The organism is Loktanella sp. IMCC34160 (assembly GCF_004145845.1).
GTDB lineage: Bacteria > Pseudomonadota > Alphaproteobacteria > Rhodobacterales > Rhodobacteraceae > SELP01.
This window is the reverse complement of record NZ_SELP01000004.1, coordinates 471,417-497,658: the sequence shown is the minus strand read 5'-3', so window position 1 is coordinate 497,658 and position 26,242 is coordinate 471,417. Positions and strand designations below refer to the sequence as shown.

General features: G+C 62.0%; 26 protein-coding genes, 1 tRNA gene and 1 riboswitch. Of the genes, 5 read left to right on the top strand and 22 right to left on the bottom strand.

Going from position 1 to position 26,242, the window contains the following annotated elements; genetic code table 11:
- Positions 1-8: 8 nt before the first annotated feature.
- The 8 genes from EU803_RS13560 to EU803_RS13525 all read right to left on the bottom strand — a co-directional run bounded on the left by EU803_RS13560 (position 9) and on the right by EU803_RS13525 (position 8,452).
- Positions 9-1,181, bottom strand: a complete 1,173-nt coding sequence (locus EU803_RS13560) for an ABC transporter substrate-binding protein (protein ID WP_129683679.1) — start codon at positions 1,179-1,181, stop codon at positions 9-11.
- Positions 1,182-1,224: 43 nt separating this feature from the next.
- A complete protein-coding gene (benD, locus tag EU803_RS13555) occupies positions 1,225-2,004 on the bottom strand; it encodes a benzoate diol dehydrogenase BenD (RefSeq protein ID WP_129683677.1) in 780 nt (259 codons plus the stop codon).
- Positions 2,001-3,023: a benzoate 1,2-dioxygenase electron transfer component BenC gene (benC, locus tag EU803_RS13550; protein ID WP_129683675.1), complete on the bottom strand. Its 1,023-nt coding sequence runs from the start codon at positions 3,021-3,023 to the stop codon at positions 2,001-2,003. Before benC ends, benD begins: the two co-directional genes overlap by 4 nt.
- Before the next feature lie 73 nt (positions 3,024-3,096).
- Positions 3,097-3,621, bottom strand: a complete 525-nt coding sequence (benB, locus tag EU803_RS13545) for a benzoate 1,2-dioxygenase small subunit (RefSeq protein ID WP_129683673.1) — start codon at positions 3,619-3,621, stop codon at positions 3,097-3,099.
- A gap of 12 nt (positions 3,622-3,633) precedes the next feature.
- The gene (gene benA / locus EU803_RS13540) at positions 3,634-5,022 is read right to left on the bottom strand and encodes a benzoate 1,2-dioxygenase large subunit (protein WP_129683671.1); all 1,389 of its coding nucleotides are present in this window, start codon (positions 5,020-5,022) and stop codon (positions 3,634-3,636) included.
- 69 nt (positions 5,023-5,091) lie between these two features.
- Positions 5,092-6,240, bottom strand: a complete 1,149-nt coding sequence (locus tag EU803_RS13535) for a muconate/chloromuconate family cycloisomerase (protein WP_129683669.1) — start codon at positions 6,238-6,240, stop codon at positions 5,092-5,094.
- 205 nt (positions 6,241-6,445) lie between these two features.
- On the bottom strand, positions 6,446-7,729 hold the full coding sequence (locus tag EU803_RS13530; RefSeq protein ID WP_129683667.1) for a D-amino acid dehydrogenase: 1,284 nt from the start codon (positions 7,727-7,729) through the stop codon (positions 6,446-6,448).
- A gap of 101 nt (positions 7,730-7,830) precedes the next feature.
- Positions 7,831-7,914: riboswitch (glycine riboswitch) on the bottom strand.
- 49 nt (positions 7,915-7,963) lie between these two features.
- Positions 7,964-8,452: a MarR family winged helix-turn-helix transcriptional regulator gene (locus EU803_RS13525; RefSeq protein WP_129683665.1), complete on the bottom strand. Its 489-nt coding sequence runs from the start codon at positions 8,450-8,452 to the stop codon at positions 7,964-7,966.
- Positions 8,453-8,597: 145 nt separating this feature from the next.
- Here EU803_RS13525 and EU803_RS13520 point away from each other — a divergent pair, with 145 nt between their 5' ends.
- From EU803_RS13520 to EU803_RS13505, 4 genes are all read left to right on the top strand, one after another.
- Positions 8,598-9,788 (top strand): amidohydrolase, encoded by a 1,191-nt coding sequence (locus EU803_RS13520; RefSeq protein WP_129683663.1) that lies wholly within the window; start codon positions 8,598-8,600, stop codon positions 9,786-9,788.
- A 30-nt stretch (positions 9,789-9,818) separates the two neighbouring features.
- Positions 9,819-10,856, top strand: coding sequence for a TRAP transporter substrate-binding protein (locus tag EU803_RS13515; protein WP_129683661.1), 1,038 nt, complete (start codon positions 9,819-9,821; stop codon positions 10,854-10,856).
- A gap of 65 nt (positions 10,857-10,921) precedes the next feature.
- Entirely contained in the window at positions 10,922-11,422 is a 501-nt protein-coding gene (locus EU803_RS13510) for a TRAP transporter small permease (RefSeq protein ID WP_129683659.1), read from the top strand.
- Positions 11,419-12,711: a TRAP transporter large permease gene (locus EU803_RS13505; protein WP_129683657.1), complete on the top strand. Its 1,293-nt coding sequence runs from the start codon at positions 11,419-11,421 to the stop codon at positions 12,709-12,711. The genes EU803_RS13510 and EU803_RS13505 overlap by 4 nt, the downstream gene beginning before the upstream one ends.
- A 413-nt stretch (positions 12,712-13,124) precedes the next feature.
- On the opposite strand, the gene EU803_RS13500 is transcribed toward EU803_RS13505, so the two are convergent.
- The 3 genes from EU803_RS13500 to EU803_RS13490 form a co-directional block, all read right to left on the bottom strand.
- The gene (locus tag EU803_RS13500) at positions 13,125-14,762 is read right to left on the bottom strand and encodes a tyrosine-type recombinase/integrase (RefSeq protein ID WP_129683655.1); all 1,638 of its coding nucleotides are present in this window, start codon (positions 14,760-14,762) and stop codon (positions 13,125-13,127) included.
- Complete coding sequence (locus tag EU803_RS13495; protein ID WP_129683653.1) at positions 14,759-15,067, bottom strand: helix-turn-helix domain-containing protein; 309 nt, start codon at positions 15,065-15,067, stop codon at positions 14,759-14,761. Before EU803_RS13495 ends, EU803_RS13500 begins: the two co-directional genes overlap by 4 nt.
- Positions 15,068-15,296: 229 nt before the next feature.
- A tRNA-Arg gene (locus EU803_RS13490) sits at positions 15,297-15,373 on the bottom strand.
- Positions 15,374-15,502: 129 nt separating this feature from the next.
- Between EU803_RS13490 and EU803_RS13485 the strand changes: the two genes are divergently transcribed.
- A complete protein-coding gene (locus EU803_RS13485) occupies positions 15,503-17,014 on the top strand; it encodes a fused MFS/spermidine synthase (RefSeq protein WP_129683651.1) in 1,512 nt (503 codons plus the stop codon).
- A gap of 198 nt (positions 17,015-17,212) precedes the next feature.
- Here EU803_RS13485 and EU803_RS13480 read toward each other — a convergent pair whose 3' ends face one another.
- The 11 genes from EU803_RS13480 to EU803_RS13430 form a co-directional block, all read right to left on the bottom strand.
- A complete protein-coding gene (locus EU803_RS13480; RefSeq protein WP_129683649.1) occupies positions 17,213-18,433 on the bottom strand; it encodes a cysteine desulfurase in 1,221 nt (406 codons plus the stop codon).
- 9 nt (positions 18,434-18,442) lie between these two features.
- Positions 18,443-18,922, bottom strand: coding sequence for a hypothetical protein (locus tag EU803_RS13475; RefSeq protein WP_129683647.1), 480 nt, complete (start codon positions 18,920-18,922; stop codon positions 18,443-18,445).
- 1 nt (position 18,923) lies between these two features.
- On the bottom strand, positions 18,924-20,222 hold the full coding sequence (locus EU803_RS13470) for a SufD family Fe-S cluster assembly protein (protein WP_129683646.1): 1,299 nt from the start codon (positions 20,220-20,222) through the stop codon (positions 18,924-18,926).
- A complete protein-coding gene (sufC, locus tag EU803_RS13465) occupies positions 20,222-20,977 on the bottom strand; it encodes a Fe-S cluster assembly ATPase SufC (protein WP_129683644.1) in 756 nt (251 codons plus the stop codon). The genes EU803_RS13470 and sufC overlap by 1 nt, the downstream gene beginning before the upstream one ends.
- Positions 20,978-21,100: 123 nt before the next feature.
- On the bottom strand, positions 21,101-21,622 hold the full coding sequence (locus EU803_RS13460) for a hypothetical protein (protein ID WP_129683642.1): 522 nt from the start codon (positions 21,620-21,622) through the stop codon (positions 21,101-21,103).
- Positions 21,623-21,762: 140 nt separating this feature from the next.
- Positions 21,763-22,074 (bottom strand): heavy metal-binding domain-containing protein, encoded by a 312-nt coding sequence (locus EU803_RS13455; protein ID WP_129683640.1) that lies wholly within the window; start codon positions 22,072-22,074, stop codon positions 21,763-21,765.
- Between the two features lie 4 nt (positions 22,075-22,078).
- On the bottom strand, positions 22,079-22,294 hold the full coding sequence (locus tag EU803_RS13450) for a hypothetical protein (RefSeq protein ID WP_129683638.1): 216 nt from the start codon (positions 22,292-22,294) through the stop codon (positions 22,079-22,081).
- A gap of 28 nt (positions 22,295-22,322) precedes the next feature.
- Positions 22,323-22,667 carry a hypothetical protein gene (locus EU803_RS13445; RefSeq protein ID WP_207209201.1) on the bottom strand — a complete coding sequence of 115 codons (345 nt, stop codon included), beginning with the start codon at positions 22,665-22,667 and terminating at the stop codon, positions 22,323-22,325.
- A gap of 352 nt (positions 22,668-23,019) precedes the next feature.
- The gene (sufB, locus tag EU803_RS13440; protein WP_129683634.1) at positions 23,020-24,543 is read right to left on the bottom strand and encodes a Fe-S cluster assembly protein SufB; all 1,524 of its coding nucleotides are present in this window, start codon (positions 24,541-24,543) and stop codon (positions 23,020-23,022) included.
- A gap of 12 nt (positions 24,544-24,555) precedes the next feature.
- Positions 24,556-25,599, bottom strand: coding sequence for an aminotransferase class V-fold PLP-dependent enzyme (locus EU803_RS13435; RefSeq protein WP_129683632.1), 1,044 nt, complete (start codon positions 25,597-25,599; stop codon positions 24,556-24,558).
- Positions 25,596-26,054, bottom strand: a complete 459-nt coding sequence (locus EU803_RS13430; RefSeq protein WP_129683630.1) for an Rrf2 family transcriptional regulator — start codon at positions 26,052-26,054, stop codon at positions 25,596-25,598. Before EU803_RS13430 ends, EU803_RS13435 begins: the two co-directional genes overlap by 4 nt.
- Positions 26,055-26,242 lie beyond the last annotated feature (188 nt).

The following is a 26,242-nucleotide window of genomic DNA, read 5'->3' as shown; positions in this document are numbered from 1 at the left end:
CCATGGGATCAGTTGGAGACCGGCGCCATCACGCAGCCATTGACAGGGTCTGCTTCGGCGGGAAGCTGGGCAATCACCCGTTGGGTCAGCCCATTCTCACCGGCAACCGTTTCATAGACATAGATCGGCTGGATGACGTTGTTGGTGGCGGGATCGATGCGCAGCGCACCGCGCGGCCCGTCAAAGTTGACCTGACGCAGGGCATTGGCCAGAGAGTCGCGATCAGTCGCGCCGGATTGAACGGCCTCGACCAGGGCCCGGGCAGCGTCATAACCCTGAACGGCGAATTCGGACGGGACACGTCCGGTTTCGGCGACATAGGCGGCGACGAAGGCCTGGTTCGCGTCACTTTCAATGGTCGGTGCATAGTGCAGCGCGGTGATCACACCTTCGGCGGCTTCCCCCTGTGCATTGACGTAAAGCGGAGAAGTCAGGAAGCCCGAGCCATAGAGGGGAAGGGTCTCGTTCAGGCCGAAGCTGTCGTATTGCTTGACGAATGCGATAGCCTCGCCCCCGGCATAGAACACGAACACCGCGTCGGCGCCGCTGGCGCTTGCCTGTGCCAGATAGGGCCCAAAGTCCTGGGTCTTCTGGAATGGCGTATATTCCTGGCCGACGATCTCGCCTCCGGCGGCGGTGTAGGTTTCGGCAAATGCCTCGATCATCTGGCGACCGGCGGCGTAGTCGGGCGCAAGGGTGAACACCTTGCCGATACCCTGCTCGGCCATCCAGGTGCCCATCGGGCGGTTCACCTGCCCGTTCGAGAACGACATGCGGGTGATATAGGGGGAACAGGCGACGCCGGTCGCCTCGTCATTGCCCGCGTTTGCGACGATCAGCGGAACACCCGCGCCGTCGACGAAATCGCGCACGGCACCCAGAACGCCCGAGCTGACGATGCCTACCAAGACGTCAACCTCGTCTTGCAAGATCAGCTTGCGGGTCTTGGCAAGGCCGACCGGGGGACTGACCTCGGTGTCCTCGCGCACGATTTCGAAAGTGACACCGGCGTCGGTCGCGAAGTCCGCAAGGCCTAGATTGAACCCGGTTTCGATTTCTCCGCCCAGCGAGGCGTAGACACCCGAGAAGGGCAGCAATAGCCCAACCTTGATGTCTTCAGCAGCGGCAGGCAAAGCAAGGCCAGTGGCAAGCCCGAGGGCCGCCAGGATTGAACGTTTCATTTGTTGGATCTCCTCCAGTTGGTTATCGGCCCCTCCTCAGGGCCTATCCAAGATCGCCCCCACCGACCGGCACTGTGACGCCGGTGATGTAAGAGGCATCGTCCGAGGCGAGAAACAGGATCGGGCCTGCTTGCTCGTCGAGCGTTCCGTAGCGTTTCATGAAAGACGACTGGATCGTCTGATCGACGATGGTCTGATACCAGTCCTCCCGCTGTTCCTGTTCGGCGTTGGGGTTGCGGGGCACAACGCGGGGCGGTGCCTCGGTCCCACCGGGGGCGGTTGCGACGACGCGGATGCCGCGGTCTGCGACTTCCCAGGCAAGGCTCGCTGTGATCGCGTTCACCCCGCCTTTGGCCGCCGCATAGGGCACCCGGTTCAGACCGCGCGTGGCGATAGAGGACACGTTCACGATCACCCCCGCCCCTTTGGGCAGCATGTGTGTCAGCGCGGCCCGGCAACAATAAAGGGTCGGGAACAGCGAACGGCGCACCTCTGCGTCGATCTGGTCCGGCTCGTAGTGTTCGTAGGGCTTTGCCCAGATCGTCCCACCGACGTTGTTGACCAGGATGTCGATCTTGCCCCAGTGGTCCACGGCGGCCTGCATCGCGGCCTCGCATCCTGCCCAGGTTTCAAGATCGACCGATACCGCCTCGGCCATGCCGCCTGCGTCACGGATCGCGGTTGCGACCTCGTCCCGGGCGGGCGACCGGTCGACGATCAGAACCCGCGCGCCTTCGGCGGCGGCGCGCTCGGCGACGTGGCGGCCAATGCCCTGCGCTGCCCCCGTCACCACCATGACCTTGTCCTTGAAACGGGCGGTCATGCTGCGGCCACCGCTGCCTCGGTCGGGTTGAACTTTTCGAAGTAGAAGTTCGCGGGCTCGACGCCCAGGTTCCCGAAATGGTTGCGCACGGCATCCACCATCGGCGGCGGACCGCACAGGTAGACGTCACAGTCGCCTGCGTTCAGATCATCCGCCGTGACGTGATCGGTGACAAAGCCCTTGCGGTCGTGATCGTCCTCGGCCGCGGCAAGGATGGTGATGACGGTCACGGTGCTGATCTTGTCGGCAAGGGCGCGGACGCGGTCGAGTTCAACAAGATCCGCCGCCCGTGTCACCGCATAGAAAAGGGTAATCGGATGGTCGCTGCCCTGCTCTGCGGTCTGTTCGAGCATGGACAGGAAGGGCGCAAGCCCCGTGCCACCAGCCAGCCAGACCTGCGGGCGTTCGATCGGGCGCAGGTAGAAGGCGCCCATCGGCCCGGTCAGCGTGACAGCATCACCCGGCTTGGCGCGCTCGCCCAGATAGGTGCTCATGACACCGCCCGGCAGGTTGCGGATCAGAAAGCTGGCCTCTGTCTCTCCGGGCGCGGAGGAAAAGGAATAGGACCGGTGCACACCGGCGCCGGGCACAGAGATGTTCACATATTGCCCAGGAAGAAAGGCCAGCGGCCGTTCCAGGGAGACATGCAGCCCGAAAGAGGTTTCCGACAGGGCCTCTACCGCTGTCACCGCGCCGTCGACTGCCTCGGGCGCGGTCTTGCACAGGGCGGAAGACGCGGGCACCCGCAGGACACAATCGCTTTCGGGGATCATCTGGCAGGTCAGGACATAGCCCTCCTCTGCCTCCTCGTCGCTCATGGATTCGTCCATGTAGAATTCCAGCTCATACTCGCCTTTCTCGGCAAAGCACTTGCAGGTGCCACAGACGCCATCGCGGCAATCCATCGGCAAGTTGATCTTCTGACGAAAGGCAGCGTCGGTCACTTTCTCATCGTCATCACACTGGATGACTCGGGTGACGCCATCTTCGAAATTCAGGGCAATGTTAAAGGTCGTCATAGGCCAAGCTCCTCCCTTGACCGCGCAGCCAGCATCGGCTGCGCGGAGGTTTCTTCCTCCCGCTGGGGGTGGATCAGATGTGGTAGACGTCGATCACGTGATGGATGTGATCGTTCTTCAGGACCACCTTCTTGTCGGTGATCAGGGGCCGTCCCGACGCCATGTCGATGGTGTAGAACGAGGTGCCCCAGTGCTGGTCCGTTGCGCCATAGCGATAGCTGAGCGTCTGCCAGTTGAACCGCAATTTGATCTGGGTGCCGTCGCGGCCAAGGATTTCGATCCCGGACAGGTAGTGGTTGGTCCGGGGTTCCGGCAGCGAGGTGGCCGAGGACCGGTCGGTCTTGATGCGGAACACGCGGTCCTCGATCCCCTGCTTGTTGGGATAATACATCAATGACATCTCGTTCTGCGGGTCTTCGGTCAGCGTGTCATAGTCATCCCAGGCCGGCATCCAGAACGGACAGTCCTTGTGATAGAAGGTCAGCCAGGTATCCCAGTCGCGGTCGTCCAGCGCGCGCGCCTCGGCAAACAGGAAGGCCTGGATCTCTTCAAAGCTGATCGTGCTGGCGGCGGGGCGTTCAAGCATTGCGGTTGTCATTGTCTTTCCTCCTCATTCGGCCGCGACGGCGCTGCCGGGCGCGGTTTCACGCTCGCGGGCAATCGCGTCGGCCATACGTTGCGACCAGTTGGTGTGCTGAATGACGAACAGGCCTTCGTCCTCGGTCCGGGCACCCGACAGGACCGGGTTGATCCCAAGCGCCTTGGCATCCTCGTCCGGGCCTTCGATCCATTGGGTGGCACCGCGGGTCAGGTCGTTCCACTTGGCGTGGGCCGCCCCGGCATAGCCACGCTGGGTCGCGCGGAATTCCTCGGTGTCGTCCGGCGTCGCCATTCCGCTCGCATTGAAGAAGTCTTCATATTGGCGTATGCGGCGGGCGCGGGCCTCTTGGCTTTCGCCTTTCGGCGCGATGCAGTAGATCGTGACCTCGGTCTTGTCCACGCTGACCGGGCGGAACACGCGGATCTGGCTGGAAAACTGGTCCATCAGGAACACGTTCGGATAGAGGCACAGGTTGCGCAGGACGCCAACCATCCAATCGGCCTTGGTCTTGCCGTAGTTCTCGGTCCATTCGTCCTTGCGCGGATAGTTGGGGCGGTTGGTCGGATCGGCCCATTCGGTCCACAGCAGGATGTGCCCGTTCTCATAGGCATGGAAGCCGCCGCGCTGCTTGGCCCATTTGGACGCATCAGTCGCCTTGATGTTGTCTTCCTTGCCATCGTCGGTGCGGTGCGCGGTGGTGGCGACATAGTTCCAGTGCACGGCCGAGACGTGATAGCCATCGGCGCCGTTTTCGGCCTGAAGCTTCCAGTTGCCATCGTAGGTGTAGGTGGACGAGCCACGCAGCACCTCAAGCCCCTCATCAGCCTGATCGACGATCATGTCGATCATCTTGCGGGCCTCGCCAAGATACTCTTCCAGCGGCTTCACATCCGCGTTCAGCGATCCGAACAGGAAGCCCCGGTAGTTTTCGAACCGGGCGACCTTGGTCAGGTCGTGGCTGCCGTCCTGATTGAACTGTTCGGGATAGCCCGCGCCCTTGGGGTCCTTGACCTTCAGAAGCTTGCCGGTGTTCGAGAAGGTCCAGCCGTGGAACGGGCAGGTAAAGGTCTTCTGGTTGCGGCGCTTGAAGCGGCACAGCTGCGCGCCCCGGTGCGAACAGGCGTTGACCAGCGCGTGCAGCTCGCCGTCCTTGTCGCGGGTGATGACAACGGGTGTCCGGCCCATGGTCAGGGTGAAGTAATCGCCGGGGTTCGGGAACTGGCTTTCATGGGCCATATAGATCCAGTTGCCTTCAAAGATGTGCTTGATCTCAAGTTCGAACAGTTCTTCGTCGGTGAAGATGTCCCGGCGGCAGCGGAATACGCCGTTTTCCGGGTCGTCCTGAATGGCACCGTCAAGACGGGCCTCGAATTCATCGAGATTGGATTGGGTGAACATGGACGCTCCTCCTCCTGATTGCCTCGACGCTTCCTCTTGCGCCGCGGCTGGGTTTCCTTGAGCCGCGGGCTATGCGCCAGCGGCGGCTTTCATGGTCTTGCCGGTGTCGCGGCTGAAAAATGCGATCTTGTCGGGGTCCAGCGCTGCGCCGATGCCGGGCCCGTTGGGAACCTCGACGCAGAAATCGCGGTAGACGATCGGTTCGGCGAGAATGTCTTCGGTCAGCAGCAGCGGGCCGAACAATTCGGTGCCCCAGGCCAGAGTCTCGACCGTCGAGAAGAGCTGAAGCGCCGCCGCAGTGCTGAGCCCGGTTTCCAGCATGGTCCCGGCATAAAGCCCCAGACCAGCAGCCTGCCCGATGGCGATCACCTCGCTCGCGCGCTTCAACCCGCCGGACTGGCCGATCTTGACGGCGAAAACATCTGCCGCACGGGCGTTGGCGACCGACAGGGCGTCTTCGGGACCGTTCAGGGCCTCATCCGCCATCACCGCAATTTCGTAGCCCTGCGTCAGTTCCGCCATCGCGCGGCGATAGCGAGCCGGAACCGGCTGTTCGACCAACTCGCATCCTGCCTCTTGCAGGCCCTTCAGACCCCAGCGCGCATCTTGCAGCGACCAGGCGGTGTTCACGTCGACGCGGACACTGGCGGCATCGCCGACGGCCTGCTTGATACGAGCAACATGCGCCACATCCTCGCGCACCGACCGCTTGCCGATCTTCAGTTTGAAGATGTTGTGGCGGCGGGTTTCAATCATCTGCTGCGCCTCGGCGATGTCCGTGTCCGAATTGCCCGAGGCCAGCGTCCACGCCACCGGCAGACGCCCGTGCACGGCGCCGCCAAAAAGCTGCGAGACCGGCACGTCCAGCCGCTTGCCCAGCCCGTCCCAAAGGGCGATCTCGACCGCCGTCTTGGCGATACGGTTGCCCTTGACCAGCTTGTCGATCAGTTGGATCGCGCCGTTCACATCGTCGCCATTCCGGCCGATCAGCGCTGGCACAATATAGGTGTCGATTGCAGAGCGGATGCTTTCCGGGCTTTCCGGGCCATAGCTGAGGCCACCAATCGTGGTGCCTTCGCCGATGCCGACGGAGCCATCCGAAAACCGGATCGTGACCAGCACGGCGGTTTGGGTCCGCATCGTGGCCATGGAAAGGACATGGCCCCGGATGGTCGGGATATCGAGGATCATCGTCTCGATCTGGTCAATCTTGGTCACCGGGGTTCACCATGTGTCTGCATTTCGTTGATCTGCAGATTGCCCGTCGTGGCCGGAGTCTGTCGATGATGCCTGGGGTCTCGGGTGATACCTTAAGACGACGCCACAATGGGCGAGCTGATGCCTGTTGGCAAAATGCAATCGGGCGCCGGTGTTGCGGCGCCCAAAAAGCTGTTGGTCGATCTGGTCTGGAGGTCGGAAGGGCCTAGACCGCCCCTTGCACAGCGACGATCCCTGATGGCTCAAAAGACGCCCTGCCCGGCCGGTTCACCGCCTTTGACATCAATACTTTCTGGGCAACCATCTCCGCCGTGACCGCCGACAGGGTCCAGCCCAGATGCCCGTGCCCCGTGTTGTAGAACACCCGGTCGCGAACCCCCTGCCCCACCTTTGGCATCATATTTGGCATCATTGGCCGCAGCCCGGCCCAGGGGATCGAATGTTCGGTGCTGACCCCCGGGAAGAAGCGTTCGCACCATTTGACGAGGGGCCGAATCCGATCATCTCGGATATCAAGGTTGTAACCGTTGAATTCCGCCGTGCCGGCGATCCGGAACCGGTCCTTGCCAAGGCGGCTTGTCACGACCTTCGCCTCGTCATCCAGCAGGCTGATCCAGGGGGCCGCACTCTGGCTCTCCTCATCATCCAGCCGCACGGTGATCGAATACCCTTTGACCGGGTAGACATTCACCCGATCTCCCAGCTGCGCCGCAATGGCCCGGCTTTCGACGCCCGCGCAGACAACAACCGCATCAAAGGTTTCGATCTGACTTTCCGTGTTGCGGCTCCATGTGATACGGACCGCGTCCCGGTCAACCTTCAGCACGTCAACATCCGTCCCGAACCGCAGGACGGCCCCGGCCCGTTCGATCGATCTGGCAAGCCCCGTGGTGTAACGGTGAATATCGCCGGTAAAATCGCTTTCGGTGTAGTAGCCACCATAGAACTCTCCGCGAAGCGCAGGTTCGATTTCCCGCACTTCGTCAGGCGTGACCGCCCGCCGCTGCAACCCGCCTTCCGCCAAAAGTTTTGTGACGCGCGTCGCGTGATCGAATTCGGATCTATTCGTGTAGATGTGAAGAATGCCCCGGTCTTCACAGTCGAAATCGAACCCGTGCCGGTCCGCCTTTTCCCGAAGCAACCCGCGCGCTGCGATGGCCATGCGGGTGGTTTCGACCGTGTTCGCCCGATACTGCGGGATCGCGGCGATGAATTCCGCCATCCAGCTGTACTTGTGCCAGCTGGGCTTGGGGTTGACGAGCAGCGGAGCGCCGCGCGTCATCATCCACTTCATCCCCTTAAAGACGGTGGACCAGCGGTTCCAGGTTTCCGCATTCGAGGCGGACAGCTGGCCACCATTGGCAAAGGATGTCTGCATCGCCGCATAGCGGTTGCGATCGAACAGGGTGACGTCATAGCCCCGGTCCATCAGGCTCGAGGCGGTGGTAACGCCGGTGATCCCGGCGCCGATAACGGCAATTCTGGTCATGGTGTCCTCCCGCGACCCAAGGTTCGTCCTGCCGGATGACAGGTCCAATCCCCTCTGTTGCACGCGTCCTGGCCAGAGCCCTTCGCACACTTCAGATCGCCGCGCCGATCACAGTCCTTTTGCCTGAGAGGTTCCGGGGGGTTGCTCCTTCGGCGCCGAGATGCGGCCTCTCCTGTGATGGCTTCGCAGGCTGGTGTTGTTCTATTTGAAACTTAGTCTCATCGCAAGACTATTTTAACCTGCGATATTTTTGACCTGATCCTCCAGCGCCACGCGGTATTCTTCCGACGTCACCCATGCGCCCAGACGCGCAAGGACTTCGTTGAACGCCCGCAGTTCCTGTGCGGACAGGGGATCTGTCAGGGTGATCTCTAGACGGTCCGACAGCCGCCGCGCGATCTGGCGAATGTCCTTGCCCTTGGGGGTGGTCGACAAAAGGAACACCCGCGCATCCGAGGTCGAGTTTGTCCGCTCGATCAATCCGCCGCCAATAAGGTTTTGAATGATTCTCGAGGTCAGACTGCGTTCAAAACCAGTTATTTTCGCGATCTCCGCAAAGGTTGTGCCGGGCATGTCGTCAATAAGCCGGAGGACGCGCAGATCCCTGATCCGGCATCCGGTCTGGCTCAGGAAGATCTCGTCGTTGGCCTGGATTGCTTCCTGCGCCACGATGTTCAACCTGTAGGTCAGGCGTTCGTTCTTGAAGGTTCTTTCGCTTTGCATCGCTAGCACACCATTTTCCGATACCGACTTGGTATCACGTCATACCCTGATTTCCATCCAAATTAGTCTTAACAAGAAACTATCTTGCATGACAAGTATTTCCATGCAATATTCTCATGGTGAGACTAACCGGAGACCCTCGGACATGTTCGCGACCTGGTACCAGACGCAAAGCGAAACCTCTCAAGACTGGCTGCATCACCTGCACCGCCATCCCGAAACGGGGTTTGAAGAGGTCCGGACTGCGCAGTTCGTCGCGGACCGGTTGCGCGACTTTGGCTATCAGGTCGCAACCGGAATTGGCGGAACCGGCGTTGTCGGAACCCTGCATGGCGCCCAGTCCACCCCAGAAGAACCGGGCCGCTGCATCGGCTTCCGGGCAGAACTGGACGCCCTGCCAATGACGGAAAAGGCGCAGGTCTCCTATGCGTCCAACGACCCGGCCAAGTTTCATGGCTGCGGTCACGACGGCCATATGGTCACGGCGCTGACAGCTGCGGCCTATCTTGCGGAGAACCGCGATTTTGACGGCACGGTTCGGTTTATCTTTCAACCCGCCGAAGAGCTTCTGACCGGGGCGCGGGCGATGCTGGCCGATGGTCTGTTCGACCGCTTCCCCTGCGATGAAATCTACGCCTTGCACAACTCGCCCGATCTGCCGTCCGGGCAGGTGGGCGTGCCGTCCACGGCGGCGCTGTCTTCGGCGGACGACATAGACATCATCTTTCACGCAAATGGCGCCCACGGGTCCATGCCGCACACCGGCGAAGATGCCATCAACGCCGCCGCGCATCTCGTCACGTCTGTCCAGCAGGCAGCGACCCGCTTGGTCGACTCCCGCGCAGCCGGTGTAATCTCTTTCGGGGTCTTCCACGGCGGCACGGCACGCAACATCCTGCCTGAAACGGTCCGTCTTGAAGGAACGATGCGCACAACATCGGCCAAGGTCCGCGATCGTCTTGCGCAGCTTCTGGAGGATGCAGCGCGGGCCACGGAAGTGCTGTTCGGCGTCCGCATTGACGTCACTGTCAAGAAGGTCGCGCCGGTGACCCTGAACGACCCGGCCTGCGTCGCTGCCGTCGTCGCCTCAGCCAACCGCGTCCACGGTGTCGCGCGGGTAGTAGAGAACGCCCGCAGCCTTATGGCGTCCGAGGATTTCTCGGAACTTTCGTCAGTCGTTCCCGGTGCCTACTTCTTTGTCGGTCAGGACGGCCCCGCCCCACATCACCCCGAATTCGTGTTCGACACCGGCATTATACCGATCGGTGCCGAGATCTTTGCGGATCTGGCCAAACACAGAACCAGCCAGACCGCAAATTCCTATCAATTCCAGTAGACCCAACATATCATCCCAGGGAGGATCCAGATGATCACCGTTACCACCAAAATGCTCAAAGGCGCCGTTTCCGCCGCCGCCATGCTTGTCGCGACAACGCAGGCCGGCAATGCCGAGGTTCTGACCATGTCGTCCTGGGTGCCGCCGACCCACTTCATCCACACCGACATTCTGGTGCCCTTCACCGAGCGCGTGGCCGAAGTGACCGATGGCCGCGTCACCGTGATGATCCTGCCCGCCCCGCTGGCCAGCCCGCCGCAGCACTGGGAGCTTGCCCGCAATGGCGTGGCCGACATCACTTGGGGCAACTTCACCTATGAACCCGAACGGTTCGTCTCCGTGTGGTTCGCAGAATTCCCCAACGCCGGCACAAATGGCGAGGCCCAAAGCCGCGCACTCTGGCGGACCTATGAATCCTATCTCGCCGACAACGCGGCCTTCGACGGGGTCAAGCTTTTGGGTGTCGGCACGCTGGGCGGCGGGCAGTTGCACCATGCCAACGCCGACATGACCTCGCCCGCGGATGTGGCGAACCAGAAATTCCGCATGGGCGGGCCGATCCAGGAACAGCTCTTGACCGCGATGGGGTCCGTTCCCGTCGCCGCGCCGGCCACCAAAGCCTATGAAATGCTGGAAAGTGGCGTCGTGGATGGCTCGCTCCACTCGATGGAATCTGTCGTGAACTTCCGTCTGGAAGACAGCCTGACCCACCACACCCTGTTCCCGAACGGGTTCTACGATGCCACGTTCTTCGTCGCTATGAACCAGGGCAAATGGGACGGGCTGAGCGATCAGGACAAGGCCGCGATCGACGCGATCATCGGCGAAGAGCTGTCCGCCGTCTGGGGCGCCAACTTCGACGCCCAGAACGCTGCCGCGATGGAAACCCTCGGCGCGGCCGGTCACCAGATTGTCGAGGCTTCGCCCGAGTTGATCTCGGCGGTCGACACGATCTATGGCCAGATGATCGACGAATGGATCGAAGCCAGCAAGGCGGCCGGTGTCGCAGACCCCGAGGCAATGCTGGGCTTCTACAACGAGACCTACACCACGCTTTCGGCACAGTGATGGTCCGTTAAGATCGCAAGGGCCGGGAAACCGGCCTTTGCCCCTGAGGGAGGAGGAGGACGATCATGTTGACCCTGGCCTGGAAAATTCGCCGCGGTGTGGAGACAGTGATGGCGCTGTTTCTTCTCTCCATGGTCGCGCTGACATTCGCCGACGTGATCGGGCGACGCCTGATCGGCAAGCCGATCTATGGCGCGAATGACATCACCGAACACCTGATGGCGCTTGTGGTTTTTGCGGGACTTCCGCTGGTCACCGCCGCCGGGGCGCATCTGACCATCGACATCCTCGACAAGCTTGTCAGCAAGCCCTGGATGATCTGGTGGCGGGCCTTGATCGCGGTGCTTGTCACAGTGGTTCTGGCCACCATCGCCTGGCTGTTCGTCAAGCACGGCATGAATGCCGCACAAATCTCCGAAGTCAGTCAGGCCCTGCGCGTTCCGCGTGGCCCCTTGTACTTCTTCATGGCCGCCAGCTGCGGACTGTCCGCACTTGCCGCCCTGTCCATCAGCATCGTCGGCCCGATGATCGATCCCGAAGACACCCACGAGGAGGACGCGCTATGATCGTCGGCTCAATCGCCATGGCCACGGCCATTCTGCTGGCCTTCCTGCGGGTACCGCTCGCCTTTGCCCTGCTTGGGGTTTCGGTCGCCGGGATTGGCTTTGCCATCAACTGGAACATTGCCTTTCAACTGCTTCCGCTGACCATCTCCGACGCCGTGCTGTCCTATGACCTTGCGGTTGTGCCGATGTTCATCCTGATGGGGAACATTATCTCGCGGACCGGGATCGCGGCGGATCTTTTTCGCGCGGCCTATGCCTTTGTCGGTCACGTCCGCGGTGGGCTGGCTCTGTCGACCATGGTCGCCTGCTCCGGGTTCTCGGCTGTCTGCGGGTCCAGCTATGCGACAGCGGCAACGATGGCTAAAGTCGCCTATCCCAGCATGAAGAAATACAAGTATTCGGACGAACTGGCCTCTGGCACGATCGCCGCTGGGGGGACGCTGGGCATTCTCATCCCGCCGTCGATCATCATGGTCGTCTACGGGATTTTGACACAGACCAATATCGGTGACCTGTTCATCGCGGGCGTTGTGCCGGGCCTTCTGGGGCTGGGGCTCTATATGCTTGCGATCCGCGCCGTCGCCGCACGCAACCCCGATCACGCCCCGCAAGGCGAACGGACCCCTTGGGCTGAAAAGCTGCAGGCCCTGTCGGGCATCTGGCCCTTCGTGCTGCTGTTCGGGATGATCATCGGCGGTCTTTATGCCAAGCTATTTACCCCGACCGAGGCTGCGGGCATGGGTGCGGGTCTGGCGATCCTGATCGCGACCCTTCACGGGCGTCTAACCTGGCGGGTCCTGCGCAGCGTCATTGTTGACACGGCCTATACGTCGGTTTCACTCTACACCGTCTTGTTCGGCGCGCTGATGCTGTCAAAGCTTCTGACGCTCTCCGGGCTTGCCGCTGGCACTCTTGCCCTGGTTCAGTCAACTGGCCTCGAAGGCTATGCCCTGATCTTCGCCATTCTGTGCGTCTTCCTTGTGTTGGGATGCGTGATGGACTCCATGGCGATCATCCTGATCTTCGTGCCGCTGTTCTCGCCGATTGTCGTGGCGCAGGGGTTCGATCTGGTCTGGTTCGGGATCGTCGTCATCGTGGTCACCGAAATCGCGCTGATCACGCCGCCCGTTGGGATGAATGTGTTCGTCTTGAAGGCCGTCCTGCCGGAGGTTCCGATCGTGCGGATCTTCAAGGGCCTGATCCCCTTCATCGCGGTAGACGTGGTCCGCCTTGTCGCGCTCGTCGCTTTTCCGGCCATCACGCTTTGGCTGGGAAGCACGGTCGGCTAGCGACAATATTCGGAGCGAAGGGAAATCAAAAAGGGCGATCGAACGCGATAGGAAATAGGAAGCGGGCGCCGGTGGCTGCATGAAGACTTGGATGGAGAGAAATCCGGTTGATAAATCGGAGTTCCGTATGCCGGGCGCCTGCCACTGAACTGCTCGCATCGATTATGGGCAAAGTGGATCCGATGAACCCTAGGGCGGGTCACAACTTTGCGACGGGCGATCGCGCAGAACTTTGCAAAGTCGGCTCTTGGGCGTTGCAGCCTTAGGAGTTGCGTGCAACTTCCGGGGCGATGAAGCCAACACCATGAATGGCCGCTTCCAACGATCCGACCGGATATCCATGCAGGCGCAGCGAAATTCCGCTTCCCGCCCATAGAATCCTTTCACGGTTCGCCGATTCTGGGCTGGCGGTGTCATGGTTCCTCGCCGGTCTTGCGGAATTGATATCGCATCTGGGTTTTTGCGCGCAGGTTCTGGAACTCCGCCTTCGCCATTTTGTAATCGGGATGGTCTTCGTCGATGAGATGTAGATCGTAGGCGAGTGCACGAATTACGGATTCTTCAACCGCCATCAAGTCCTGTCGGTCTTCGATCCCCTCCATCACCTCGAACCTTTGCGCGTCGTTCAACTTGCCATAGTGCGCCTCTGTGGTCGTCATGGACTCGTGCCCGAAGTTTGCTGACAGGGCCTTGCGCTGTTCGGTGGTCAGGGGCCATCGATCCATTTCTGCCGCCATGCAGTGACGCGCCGAATGGGGCGCAAAGGTCTTGCCGATTGCCGTGCTGGCGCGGTTGAAGGCCTCCCTGAGAGCGGTCTCGGTTGCCATCGGCTCCCTCGAGCCAGGTGTCCTCCGGTGCCGGTCGAGGTCCTTTTCAGCCGGGAAGACGGCATCCTCCGGGCCAAATCCAAGGGCCCTCGTTTCCTCGGCCCAGATAAGAAAGACCTCTTGCAGCGGTTCCGTCCAGGGGAACCACTGCACCACAAAGGACTTGCCGTTCTTCGCCCGCATGGTCCGGGCGTCCTGTGTCACCCGCTTGTTCACCAGATCGACGTGCTGCCACCGCAGGGTGGTCAAGGCGGCAGCCCGCAGACAACTGATAAAGGCAAAAGCGACCATGGCCCGATCTCGGCGTTGAAGCAGCGTGGCAGAGGGCATCGACTGGACCATCTCGTTGGCCTCGTCGAGGGTCGGGTAGGGACGGGCGGCATTTATCGGCGCCTGTCCAAAGGCCTTGGGCAATGCGCAACCGTCTGCCAGACTTCCGCTTAGCCGGCGATAGCCCTTTTGACCACGCAGCCAGACCAGGAACATGTGCAGATAGGACATCTTGTGTCGCACCGTTCCGACAGACAGGGGCGGCCCGACATCTTCCCTGGCCCGCACGACCTGCCGATCCCGGAACCGCGCGACATCTTTGTCGGTGAGTTTGTCAAAGGGCTTGGCCTCCAGAAACGCCTCGAACTCCCGGATAGTGCACAGGTGCGCATCCGCGGTCTTGCCGTCATAGCGGCCGGCGTGAAGCTGCCAGTCATAGAGGATAGCGTCATTGACTGTGCCCCGAGGGCAAGACTCGATTTGCGGAATTGTCCCAATATCATCAGGGATCGGCCCCGCTTCTTTGACGATGTGATACAGGCTCGTATTGCGTTCACAGGCAATCCGGAGCTTGTTGCATTCCGTTTCGCTTACAATCTTGGTGGTACGCCCATCGCAGTCCGGACAGGTTGCAAGGGCCACACACCCGACCGTTTTGCCGGGCCAAAGCTCGAGATCGCTGGGCTCTGGAACGACCACCGCCTTGCAGTGAAGACACTTGAACTCCCCATGGCGCAAGGATGTCTTTGACCGGGCCTTCCTTTCCAGGTGGAACCGCGCGAGTTCACTGCCGCGAAACAGCTGCGGCCCCGGCCCCGACCCCGGGGACGGACGCAGGCCATCGCGGACCCAATTCGACAAGGTGTTCCGGCAGATTCCATAGAGCTTCAGGACATCATCGACCGAATAGACACGGTTCTGCTTGGGGCGCACCCCGCGATAGGCCCGACTCATTGCCGGCCCTCCGCCACTCGCGCCAGGAAGGCGCGGATCTCATCGATATGCCAACGCCGTGTCCGGCCGGTGAACCGGCGGGCTTCTGGCAGAATGCCGTCCTTCTCCCAGCGCCAGACTGTCGTCCGGCAGACACTGAGAACCTGCATCACCTGCCGGACGGTCAGATACGTGACCCCTTCGGGCAGCCCATGGAGCGCCGCGGGCCGCTCGCGCACTGGTTCGTCAGACACGTCAGCACTGCTGGCCGCCGGCGCAGCCTGAAAGTTCAGTTCAAATTGGGAAGTCTTCTTCTTGCACGACATGCTTGATCCCTCTCAGGAAGATCAAGCGCATCATGCGCTTTATGTATCTTGGCCGACTCCACGACGCATTCTCACAAACACCTCGCGCCAACCTGAACAAAAGAGAAACAACTTGAGCGGACACGTCAAGGGCCAATTTCACATCGACCAAGAAATGTGGGGCCACATGTGGGTCTGTCAAAATCACCCAGTGAAAAACCGAAACCAATCAATAAGTTAAAGGAAATAATGGCGGACCCAAGAGGATTCGAACCTCTGGCCTCTGCCTTCGGAGGGCAGCGCTCTATCCAGCTGAGCTATGGGTCCGCGTGCGCTGTCGTATAGGACAAGCCGCAGCAGGCCGCAATCGCAAAAACGGCGGGCATGGCAGGCAATTTCCTGTTGCCAGACACCGTGGCCGCACCACAATTGCCGTAACCTGACAAAGAGGTTTTCATGTCGTCATCGTCTTCGACCCGGCCCGTGCCCCTTTGGCTTCTGGTCGCCCTGCAAACTGCCGTCTCTGCGGCCTCGCTGACGGTCGAGATCGTGGCGGGGCGGGTTTTGGCGCCCCATGTGGGCATGTCGCTTTATACCTGGACCAGCGTAATCGCGGTGGTTCTGGCCGGGTTTTCGGCAGGTCACTGGTGGGGTGGACGGCTGGCCGAACGCCCGGCGCCCGACTCGCTGCGGGCGACGGGCTGGGCGCTAGTCTGGGCGGCGCTGACCACGGCGGTGGCGATCAGCCTGTTGCAGGTCGTTGCGGCGCCGGTTCTGGGTGTCGTCGGACACCCGGTCTGGGGGATCGCGATCCTTTGCACCCTTGTGTTCTTCCTGCCGTCCTATTTCGCCGGGGTCCCTGCCCCGGTGCTGGCACAGATCGCGGTTGCAGGAAATGACCGGTCCGGTCAGGCGCTGGGGGCGATTTTCGCGGCGGGCGCGATCGGGGCCATCGCGGGCACGCTGCTGGCTGGGTTCCTGTTCATCAGCTGGCTGGGGTCGGCCGGAACGCTGGCTGCCGTCACCGTCACCTATCTTGTCACGGCGGCCTTGTGTTTCCGGCTGGCCGGACGCGGGGCATGGACCTTGCCCGCGCTGGCGGGGATCGGCGCGGTGGTGCTGGCCGGAGTGGCGCTGGCGGCCCCTGCCCCCTGCGACCGGGAAAGCCGGTATTTCTGCATCCGGGTTCTGGATATGTCGGCCAGCCCGGACCGCCCCGTGAACCTGATGGTGATTGACCACCTGGGGCACGGGATGGGCGCGCGCGATCTTCCTCAGGTGATGTTCACGGAACATGCGGCCATGCTGAAGGCACTTGCCACCTTGCGCGCCCCGCGTGACGCCTTTACCAGCTTTCATATCGGCGGGGGCAGCTATTCTGTCCCCCGTGCCCTGGCCGATATGGGCGCCGGAGAGATCACCGTGGCCGAGATCGACCCCGAGGTGACCGAGGTCGCGGCCGAGGCCTTCTGGTTCGATCCTTCCAGCGCCACCATCTTTCACGAAGACGCCCGCCGCGCGCTTCTGACCCGGCCGGACCGGCACTACGACGTGATCCTTGGCGATGCCTTCACCGACGTGGCCGTCCCCGCCCATCTGGTCACGCGCGAATTCTTTGAACTGGTGCGGGACCGGCTGACCCCGGACGGGATCTACCTGATGAATGTCATCGACTACGAGGACCGGCTGGATGCGCTCGCCAGTATCGTCGCGACCCTTCAGGAGGTGTTCCCGGTGGTCGAGGTCTGGACCCATGCCGCCCAGCCCGATCCCGGCGCCCGGATGGTCTTTGTGGTCGTGGCGGGCCAAACCCCGACCGAGGCTGGCAGCTTCCGTGCACCGGCCCCGGACCAGATGGTCTTTGCCGCGCTCGACCCTGTCTTCCTGGCCGAGATTCTGAATGGCAAGGGGCTGGTCCTGACCGATGACTACGCGCCGATTGACCGCCTTGTCGGCCGGCCCGACTGATCCGGTAAGGTGGGTCAAGACCCACCTTACCCGGGGGCGCTTCGCCCCCCACCTGAAAGCTCATGGCCCCCAGAGGATATTTGGAACCCAATGAAGAATGGACTCTCATTTTGCCCCAAATACTCCGGGGTGAATGGCCCGAAAGGGCCAGAGGGGCAGCGCCCCTGAAACGTAAGGTGGGTTTTAACCCACCGCCCCCTAGCCGAACAACTCGTGGCACAGCTCCAGCGCGTCGATCAGCACATCCACCTCGGCCCGCGTGTTATAGAGCCCAAAGGACGCCCGGCAGGTCGCGCCGACCCCGAGGTGATCCATCAGCGGCATGGCGCAATGGGTGCCCGCGCGGACCGCGACTCCCTTCTTGTCCAGCACGGTCGAGATGTCATGCGCATGTGCTGCCCCGTCGAGCGTGAAGGAAAAGATCGCGGCCTTGTCTTCAGCCTGCCCCTGAATGTTCAGCCAGTTCAACCCCTTGAAGCGGTCTTCGGCATAGGCGCGCAGATCGGCCTCGTGCCGGGCGATGTTGTCCATCCCCAGCCCCATCAGGTAGTCCAGCGCCACGCCAAAGCCGATCTGGTTGACGATCGACGGGGTCCCGGCCTCGAACTTCATCGGCGGATCATTGTAGGTGACGGCATCGCGGCTGACCTCGCGGATCATGTCGCCGCCGCCAAGGAAGGGGCGCATTTCGGCCATCCGGTCGGGATGGACCCAGATCGCGCCGGAGCCGGAGGGGCCATAGAGCTTGTGCCCGGTGATCGGGTAAAAGTCGCATCCGATATCCTGGACGTCCACCGGCCCGTGCACCGCGCCCTGCGACCCGTCCACCAGAACCGGCACGCCCTTGTCCCGGGCGCCCGCGCAGATGGTTTTCACATCGACAATGGTTCCAAGCACGTTGGAACACTGTGTTACCGCGATCAGCCGGGTTTTCGGCCCGATGGCGTCCAGCACCTTTTGCGGGTCAAGGCTTCCGTCAGGCTCGGTCTCGACCCACTTCAGAACCACCCCCTGCCGTTCCCGCAGGAAATGCCAGGGCACGATATTGGCGTGGTGTTCCATCACCGACAGGATGATCTCGTCCCCGGCCTGAAGGCGCGGCGCGGCCCAGCTGTAGGCCACCATGTTGATGCCTTCGGTGGTGCCGGAATTGAGGATGATCTCGTCCTCGGACCGCGCGTTGAGGAATTTGGCGATCACCCCCCGGACGCTTTCGTATTTGTCGGTCGCAAGGTTCGACAGGAAATGCAGGCCCCGGTGGACGTTGGAATATTCCGCCTCGTAGGCATGGCGCACCGCGTCGATCACCACCTGCGGTTTCTGGGCCGAGGCCCCGTTGTCGAGGTAGACAAGCGGCTTGCCATTCACCTGCCGTGACAGGATCGGGAAATCGGCGCGGATCTTTGCGACGTCATACATGGAAAGTGCCTATTCGGTCGCCGCTTCGCGCAGGGACTGGATGAGAATGAAAAGAAAGCCCAGCGCCCAGACGACGCCGACCAGCGTGGCCTCTGGCCCCTGCCCGATGAAACCGCGCACCAGCCCGTACAGAAGCATCGCCGGCGCGCTGGCGAGGATCGACCAGAACAGCGCCAGCCGAACGCGGAAGGCCGGTACCTGCAATCCAAAGGCCCGCATCCCGCCCCACAGCGCGATCGCGACCAGATAGTAGAACAGCGGCCCAACGATCATCGTGCCCACCAGCAGCGGGCCGATCCCTTCGCCCATGTCGGTGCCGGTCAGATGCGCCTCTCGCGACAGGCGCGGCCATTGCGACACGAAGGCGATGAAGGACCCGGCCATGAGAAAGGCCAGCGCCCGGTCTTCCCGTTGCCCCATATCCAGAAGCCGGCGCATGACCACGCGGGGTCTGCGCCAACTTTGGAAGATGTCGGTGGAAACCGCCATGCTAGCGCCGCCGCGATAGCCAGCCGGACAGCCGGTCCAGCATGTCTTGGGCCAGACGCTCGTCTTCGATTTCCTCCAGCGCCTCGCCCAGGAACGACAGGGTCAGAAGGTCTGTCGCCTCGGCCACCGGTACCCCGCGCGACCGCAGGTAGAACAGCGCTTCTTCGTCGATCGCGCCGCTGGTGGACCCATGCGAACAGGCCACGTCATCGGCGTAGATTTCCAGTTCGGGCTTGGCAAGGAACTGGCTGTCCTCGTCCAGAAGCAGGGATTGCGAAATCTGGTAGCCATCGGTCTTCTGGGCGCCGGGCTGGACAAGGATCTTGGCCTGGAAGACACCCGTCGCGCCGTTGCGCAGCACCTTCTTGAACACCTGACGGCTTTCGCAATTCACCGCGTCATGGGTCACAAAGACCGTATCATCGTGGTGGAAATCCTTGCCGTCGCCGACACAGGCCCCGGCCACATGGGCCACGGCATCATCGCCGGTCAGTTCGACGAGGGTTTCGTTGCGGGTCAGCACACCGTTGAAGGTCATGGTAAAGGATTTGAACGTGCTTTCCTTGCCCAGCCGGGCATAGGTGCCGGTCACGGCGCGGCGTTCATGGTCCCGCCCCTGCGCCCGGACGTGGTGGAAGGCGCCGCCGTCGGCCACATCGACCTCCATCACCTTGGAAAACCGCGCCGCCGCCGGGCCGGTTTCCAGCAGGGTCAGATCGGCCCCCACCTCGACCCGGACGAGATGGTGAAGCATCGCGTCCGAGGATTCGGATTTATGCAGGTAGATCAGGTTGATCGGTTTCGACGCCTTGCCGGTGGCCCGGATCACCACACCATCCGCCGCAAAGGCCGTGTTCAGCGCGGCCAGCGGACGGTCGACCTTGGATTGGGCGTTGCGGGCTTCCAGCACGCCGTAGATATCCTTGGCCCAGTGAATGTCCTTGGTGCAGGCATCCGACAGACGTTCAATCTCGACCCCGGTCAGCGTCAGATCATCCGAGGCGGCGGCATCGAACACGCCATCGACAAAGACAATCTTCACCCGGTCGATCGCATCGAACAGCGGGCCTTCGTCGTTGTGAAACAGCGCGGCCTTGGGGGCCTCTGCCGCGACCAGCGACGCCGGGTCGGTGTATTTCCAATATTCGTCACGCCGGTGCGGCAGGCCCATGGCGGCCACGCGGGACAGCGCGGCCTTGCGCGCCTCGGTCGCCCAGCCTGCCCCTTCGGGCAGGGTCAGGGCGGCCAGCCGCGCCTCGGCCGCTTCGACCTTCAGCGGTTGCAGCTTGGTGGCGGACATCACGCCACCTCCGACAGAATATCGGCATAGCCGTTGTTTTCGACCTCAAGCGCCAGCTCGGGCCCGCCGGTTTTGACGATCCGGCCATTGGCCATGATGTGCACCACGTCGGGTTTGATGTGGTCCAGAAGCCGCTGGTAGTGGGTGATGACAAGGAAACCCCGGCCTTCGTTCCGCAGGGCGTTGACGCCATCGGCCACCAGTTTCATCGCGTCCACGTCAAGGCCCGAGTCCGTTTCGTCCAGAATGCACATCTTGGGCGCCAGCATGGCCATCTGAAGGATCTCGTTGCGCTTCTTTTCGCCGCCCGAAAAGCCGACGTTGACCGGACGCTTCAGCATCTCGGCGTCGATCTTCAGGGTCTTGGCGGTTTCGCGCACCAGCTTCAGGAAGTCGGCGGCGCTGATCTCTTCCTCGCCACGGGCCTTGCGCTGCGCGTTCACGGCGGTGCGCAGGAAGGTCATGTTGCCGACACCGGGGATCTCAACCGGATACTGGAAGGCCAGGAAAAGGCCCGCGGCGGCGCGCTCCTCGGGCTCCATCTCCAGCAGGTCGACGCCTTCAAGGGTGGCCGACCCATCCGTGACCTCGTAGCCGTCCTTGCCGGACAGGACGTAGGACAGGGTCGATTTGCCCGACCCGTTCGGCCCCATGATCGCGTGCACCTTGCCCGCCTCGACGGTCAGGTCCACACCTTTGAGGATCTGCTTGTCCTCTTCCTCAAGCTTGACGTGCAGGTTCTTGATTTGCAGCATTTTATTCTCCAGCGACTGGACGAAGGGCCGCGGCGCGGCCCGTGGTTTCGGAAAACGCCAAAAGGCCCGCCCGGACAGACCGGGCAGGCGCAGAAGGCAAAGGACGATAGGCGGCGCGTGCCGTCAGAAGACGAAGTAGTCGCCGCGATAGTGGAAGGAATTCGGTTCGGCCGTGGCCCAGATCTGGCGCACGTAGTCCTTGTCGAACAGGATTTCCAACTGGTCCGGGAACCAGAAGAAGAAGTTGTGATAGAAGGTGTACATCGCGAAGATGCCCACCGCCTGCGCCATGGTCAATTCCTTGCTGTCGAGGCTGAACAGCATCCGCAGCGCAAAGACGACGACCCCGGCGATCAAGAGGTCGTAGACGACGCTGGTCAGGTCCATGTCGGTAAAGCCCATGGTCCCGATCTGAAAGGTGGCGTAGCGGGCGAAGGCATAGGCGAAGACGCCCAGCGCGAAAGCCCAGACAAAGCTCATCGGATAGGCGAGCCGTTCGCCGAAGCTGTCCTTCGGGATCGCGCTCGTGACCTGCTTGCGCGCCTGTTTCGGTGTCGCAAGCCCGCCGCCCGGAACGGTCATGGTGCTGGTCTGGCCGGAATTGATCCGTGCCAGCCGGTCGTTGAAGGTGTCCTGCCCAGCCATTGGCATACCCCGCCTGTTGTTCGGTGCTACTCGCCCATAGCGGTAGCGGCCGAACCGGGCGGGAATGCGGCGACAACCGGGAAATTTCCGGCGCGGGCAATCGCGGCCCAAGGGGATATGTGGCGGTGTGGGTCACGGGATCAGGACAGACGCACGGCAGTGCCCGAGGCGGACACCATCAGCATGTTGTTGATCACCTCGTAATCGAGGTCGACGCCGATCACCGCATCCGCCCCAAGGCGGCGGGCCTCGTCCTCCATCTCGGCCAATGCGGTTTTTCGGGCCTTGCCCAACTCCTGCTCATAGGCCGCCGACCGGCCACCAACGATGTCGCGGACCTGTGCGAAGAGATCGCGGAAGATGTTCGCGCCCAGAATGGCCTCTCCGGTGACGATGCCCAGATAATCCCTGGCCGGACGGCCTTCGACGGTGGATGTGGTGGTGATGATCATGTTTTCATTCCAGCCAATAATAGAAGATACCGGCCGCGATCCCGGCCCAGACGAGGCAAAACCCCAGCCCGTAAATCTCGATCTCGCCCGGCGCGTAACGGTCCTTGGAGGCATTCGGAACCAACAGGCGCAGCACGAGGATCCGGCCCAGATAGAACAGCGCAATGAACGGGGCCAGGATCATGCCCAGAACGAACAGGATGATGCCGCCTTCGTCCATCACGCTTTCCTTCTGAAGATATTTGCAGTCATCGGCCCAACCCCTTTTCAAAACGGTCCTTTTGCATGGCCTTCAACTGCCGTTCTGTTTCCGCGTCCCGCAGCGCCTGTTGTTCAGCCTGCGCGACCGTGGCGCGCTGGCTCCGGCGCGCTGCCAGAAGTCGCGCCAAAGCGACGGAAGCCCCAAACCCCGCGAACATGCCCGCGACAATCACCAAGGGGGAGGACACTGGCAGGCCCGCCAGTTTGACAAGCACATAAAGCGCCGCGCCCGCGCCAAGGACAAAGGCAACGCCATAGAAAACCAGATCGCTGGACGCGGTATCCGTCCCGATCCGATTGTCGCGCTTCATGTTGCTGTCACGATGATACATTGCCATTGCCTAATAGGGTTCAGATGCCATCCAGAGTCGGTCTGTTCCCCGGTTCATGCCGACGAAGATACATATGGAGGGCGGCCTTCGTTAGTGTGAGTGGTGATGTTGATCATGCTAGAGTACCAACGCTATTGAAAAACCATCAACAACGTGACCGCGAGTACCAGTAGCGGCACGGCTGTCCACCAACCCGACACTTGGTCGAGTCCGACAAGGCGCCGACACCACTGAAAAGCGTCTATCAATCTCTGAAAGAACCATTCGAACACCACGTGAAAGATAACTTCCAAGACCCATCGCACCACGCGGCCCAATAGCCGGAAAATGACGTCGAGGCCGTCTGCGTCGATCAACCAACACTCCCCTCCAGCGAAATCGCCACCAGCTGCTGTGCCTCCAGCGCGAATTCCATGGGCAGCGCCTGCAGCACTTCCTTGGCAAAGCCGTTGACGATCAGGGCCACGGCCTCTTCCTCGTCCATGCCCCGCTGGCGGCAATAGAACATCTGTTCGTCATCCACCTTCGACGTGGTCGCCTCGTGCTCGACGCGGGAGGAGTTGTTCTTCACCTCGATATAGGGGACCGTATGCGCCCCGCATTTGTCACCGATCAACAGGCTGTCGCACTGGGTATAGTTGCGGCTGTTCTTCGCCTTCGGGTGCATCGACACGAGGCCCCGATAGGTGTTTTGCGCCACGCCCGCGCTGATCCCCTTGGACACGATCCGCGACTTGGTGTTGCGGCCAAGGTGGATCATCTTGGTGCCGGTGTCGGCCTGCTGGTGGTTGTTGGCGATGGCGATCGAATAGAACTCGCCCTGGCTGTCGTTGCCGCGCAGGATGCAGGATGGGTATTTCCACGTCACGGCAGAGCCGGTTTCCACCTGCGTCCACATCACCTTGGCCCGGTCGCCCCGGCAATCGGCGCGCTTGGTGACAAAGTTGTAGATGCCGCCCTTGCCGTTTTCATCGCCGGGGAACCAGTTCTGAACGGTGGAATATTTCACCTCGGCGTCTTCTTCGACGATGATCTCGACCACGGCGGCGTGCAACTGTGCGGTGTCCCGCTTGGGCGCGGTGCAGCCTTCAAGGTAGGACACATAGGACCCCTTGTCGGCGATGATCAGCGTGCGTTCGAACTGGCCGGTGTTTTCCGCGTTGATCCGGAAATAGGTGGACAGTTCCATCGGGCAGCGGACGCCGGGCGGCACATAGACGAACGATCCGTCGGAAAAGACGGCGCTGTTCAGCGTGGCGTAGAAGTTGTCCGACGGCGGCACGACCGAGCCGAGGTATTTCTTCACCAGTTCGGGGTGTTCGCGGATCGCTTCGGAGATCGAACAGAAGATCACCCCGGCCTTTTTCAGTTCGGCCTGAAAGGTGGTGCCGACCGACACAGAGTCGAACACCGCGTCGACGGCGACCTTGCGGCCCTCGACCGGCGCGTTCTCGGCCCCTTCGACCCCGGCGAGGATCATCTGTTCCTTCAGCGGGATGCCCAGCTTTTCATAGGTGGCCAGCAGCTTGGGATCGACCTCGTCCAGCGACTTGGGCTTGGTCTCCATGCTTTTGGGACGGGCGTAGTAATACAGGTCCTGAAAGTCGATCTCGGGATAGCTGACCATGGCCCATTTGGGTTCTTCCATGCCGGTCCAGCGCTCGAAGGCCGACAGGCGCCAGTCGGTCATCCATTCGGGTTCTTCGTTCTTGCCGGAAATCAGCCGGACGATATCGGGGTTCACGCCCTTGGGGGCGTAGTCCATCTCGATCTCGGTTTCCCAGCCGTACTTGTATTTGCCTGACAGCTTGGCGACGGCATCGACCGTTTCCTGATCGACGCCTTCCTTGACCTGGGTTTCGTCCATTGCAGCCATGTCGTCCCCTATTCACGCGGCGCGGGCGCGCCACTTTCCATATGCTTTGGTCCATGCGTCTGCGAAACGCAGGACATCTTCCTGTTTCGTGTCGATCCCCAGCGACAGGCGCAGGGCGCTGGCCGCTTCGGTCTCCGAGTATCCGAGGGTGCGCAGCACCCGGCTTTCCTTCACCTTGCCGCTGGAACAGGCCGACCCCGCCGAAACGGCAATGCCCGCAAGATCCATCGACATGACCTGCGTTTCGCCCTTCCATCCGGGGGTGATCGCACAGGTCGTGTTGGGAAGGCGGCTCGCGCCTTTCCCGACAAAAATAGTATGTTTCGCGGCAGCCTCAATGGCCATTTCTAGAATATTTCTAAGTTCCGCGATTTTCTCCCAGCGTCCGGCGGCCAGATCGGCTTGCGCGGCCTTGGCCGCCGCCGCCATCCCGATGATCCCGATCAGGTTTTCGGTCCCGGCCCGACGGCCCATCTCTTGCCCGCCGCCTTTCAGATGGGCGGCAAGATCGTGCCCACGCGGAATGACCAGCGCGCCGACGCCCTTGGGCCCGCCGAACTTATGAGCCGAAAGAAACACCATCTGCACCCCGGCCCAGCTGTAGGAAAACGGAACCCGGCCAAACCCTTGGGTGACGTCCGATACGGCCAGCCCCTGCGGCAATTTCTGCAAGACCCCGGTCTCAGAGTTCGCCAGTTGCAGCGCCGCGCCGCCCGGATCGGCCACCTCGACCCGGCCGCTGTGCTCCACGTTCAGTACCGGGTCGATCCAGCTGTAGACCGCGTCATGTTCGATGCCCGCGCCCTTCAGTCCCCGGCCCGCGCAGGCCAGCGCCGCCGCCTCGGTCGCGCCAGAGGTAAAGACGATATCGGCCTCGCCCGCGCCCAGCGCCTCGGCCAGATCGGACCGGGCCTTTTCCAGCGCGCCCTTGGCGGCCCGGCCTTCGGCATGGACGGATGACGGGTTACCGACGATATCCATCGCCGCGATCATCGCGGTGCGCGCCTCGGTCCGCAGGGGGGCCGTTGCATTATGGTCCAGATAGACCCGGGTCATTCGTCCACCACTTCGAACAGGGCGGGCACGGCGGGACAGGGGGCCAACTGGTTGCTGATCACATCCGACAGGCGGGCCTGATGCAGGAACACATAGACATGGGCCGACAGCCCTTCCCACAGGCGGTTGGTCAGTGACTGCGCCCGGCTTCCGGATGCCGCGCCGGACGCGCCCGCGCCCTTGTGCATGGCGCTGACGGTTTCATCGACCGCGCCCAGAATTTCGGACACCCGGATGTCAGAGGCGGGACGCGCCAGCTTGTATCCGCCGCCCGGACCGCGCACGCTGTCGACCAGCCCTTCACGGCGCAGTTTGACGAACAATTGTTCCAGATAGGGCAGCGAAATATCCTGCCGCTTTGAAATCTCGGCGAGGGTGACCAGCGACCCATCCGGTTGCAACGCAAGATCGGCCAGCGCAACCATGGCATAGCGACCCTTGGTACTTAGCTTCATTCCGACATCCCCCAGAGGGCCGAACCGGGCCCAAACCTTTGCAAAACGGCCCAAACCGGGCCAATTCCATTGACCTTCGGGCCGGGGCTGATTAACTCCGGTCGCAGACAGGGCGAGCTTCCGCCCGCGCCATAAATTAGAATCTTTCTAAGGTATCCGAGGATTTCCGTCAAGAATTCCCGGCCACC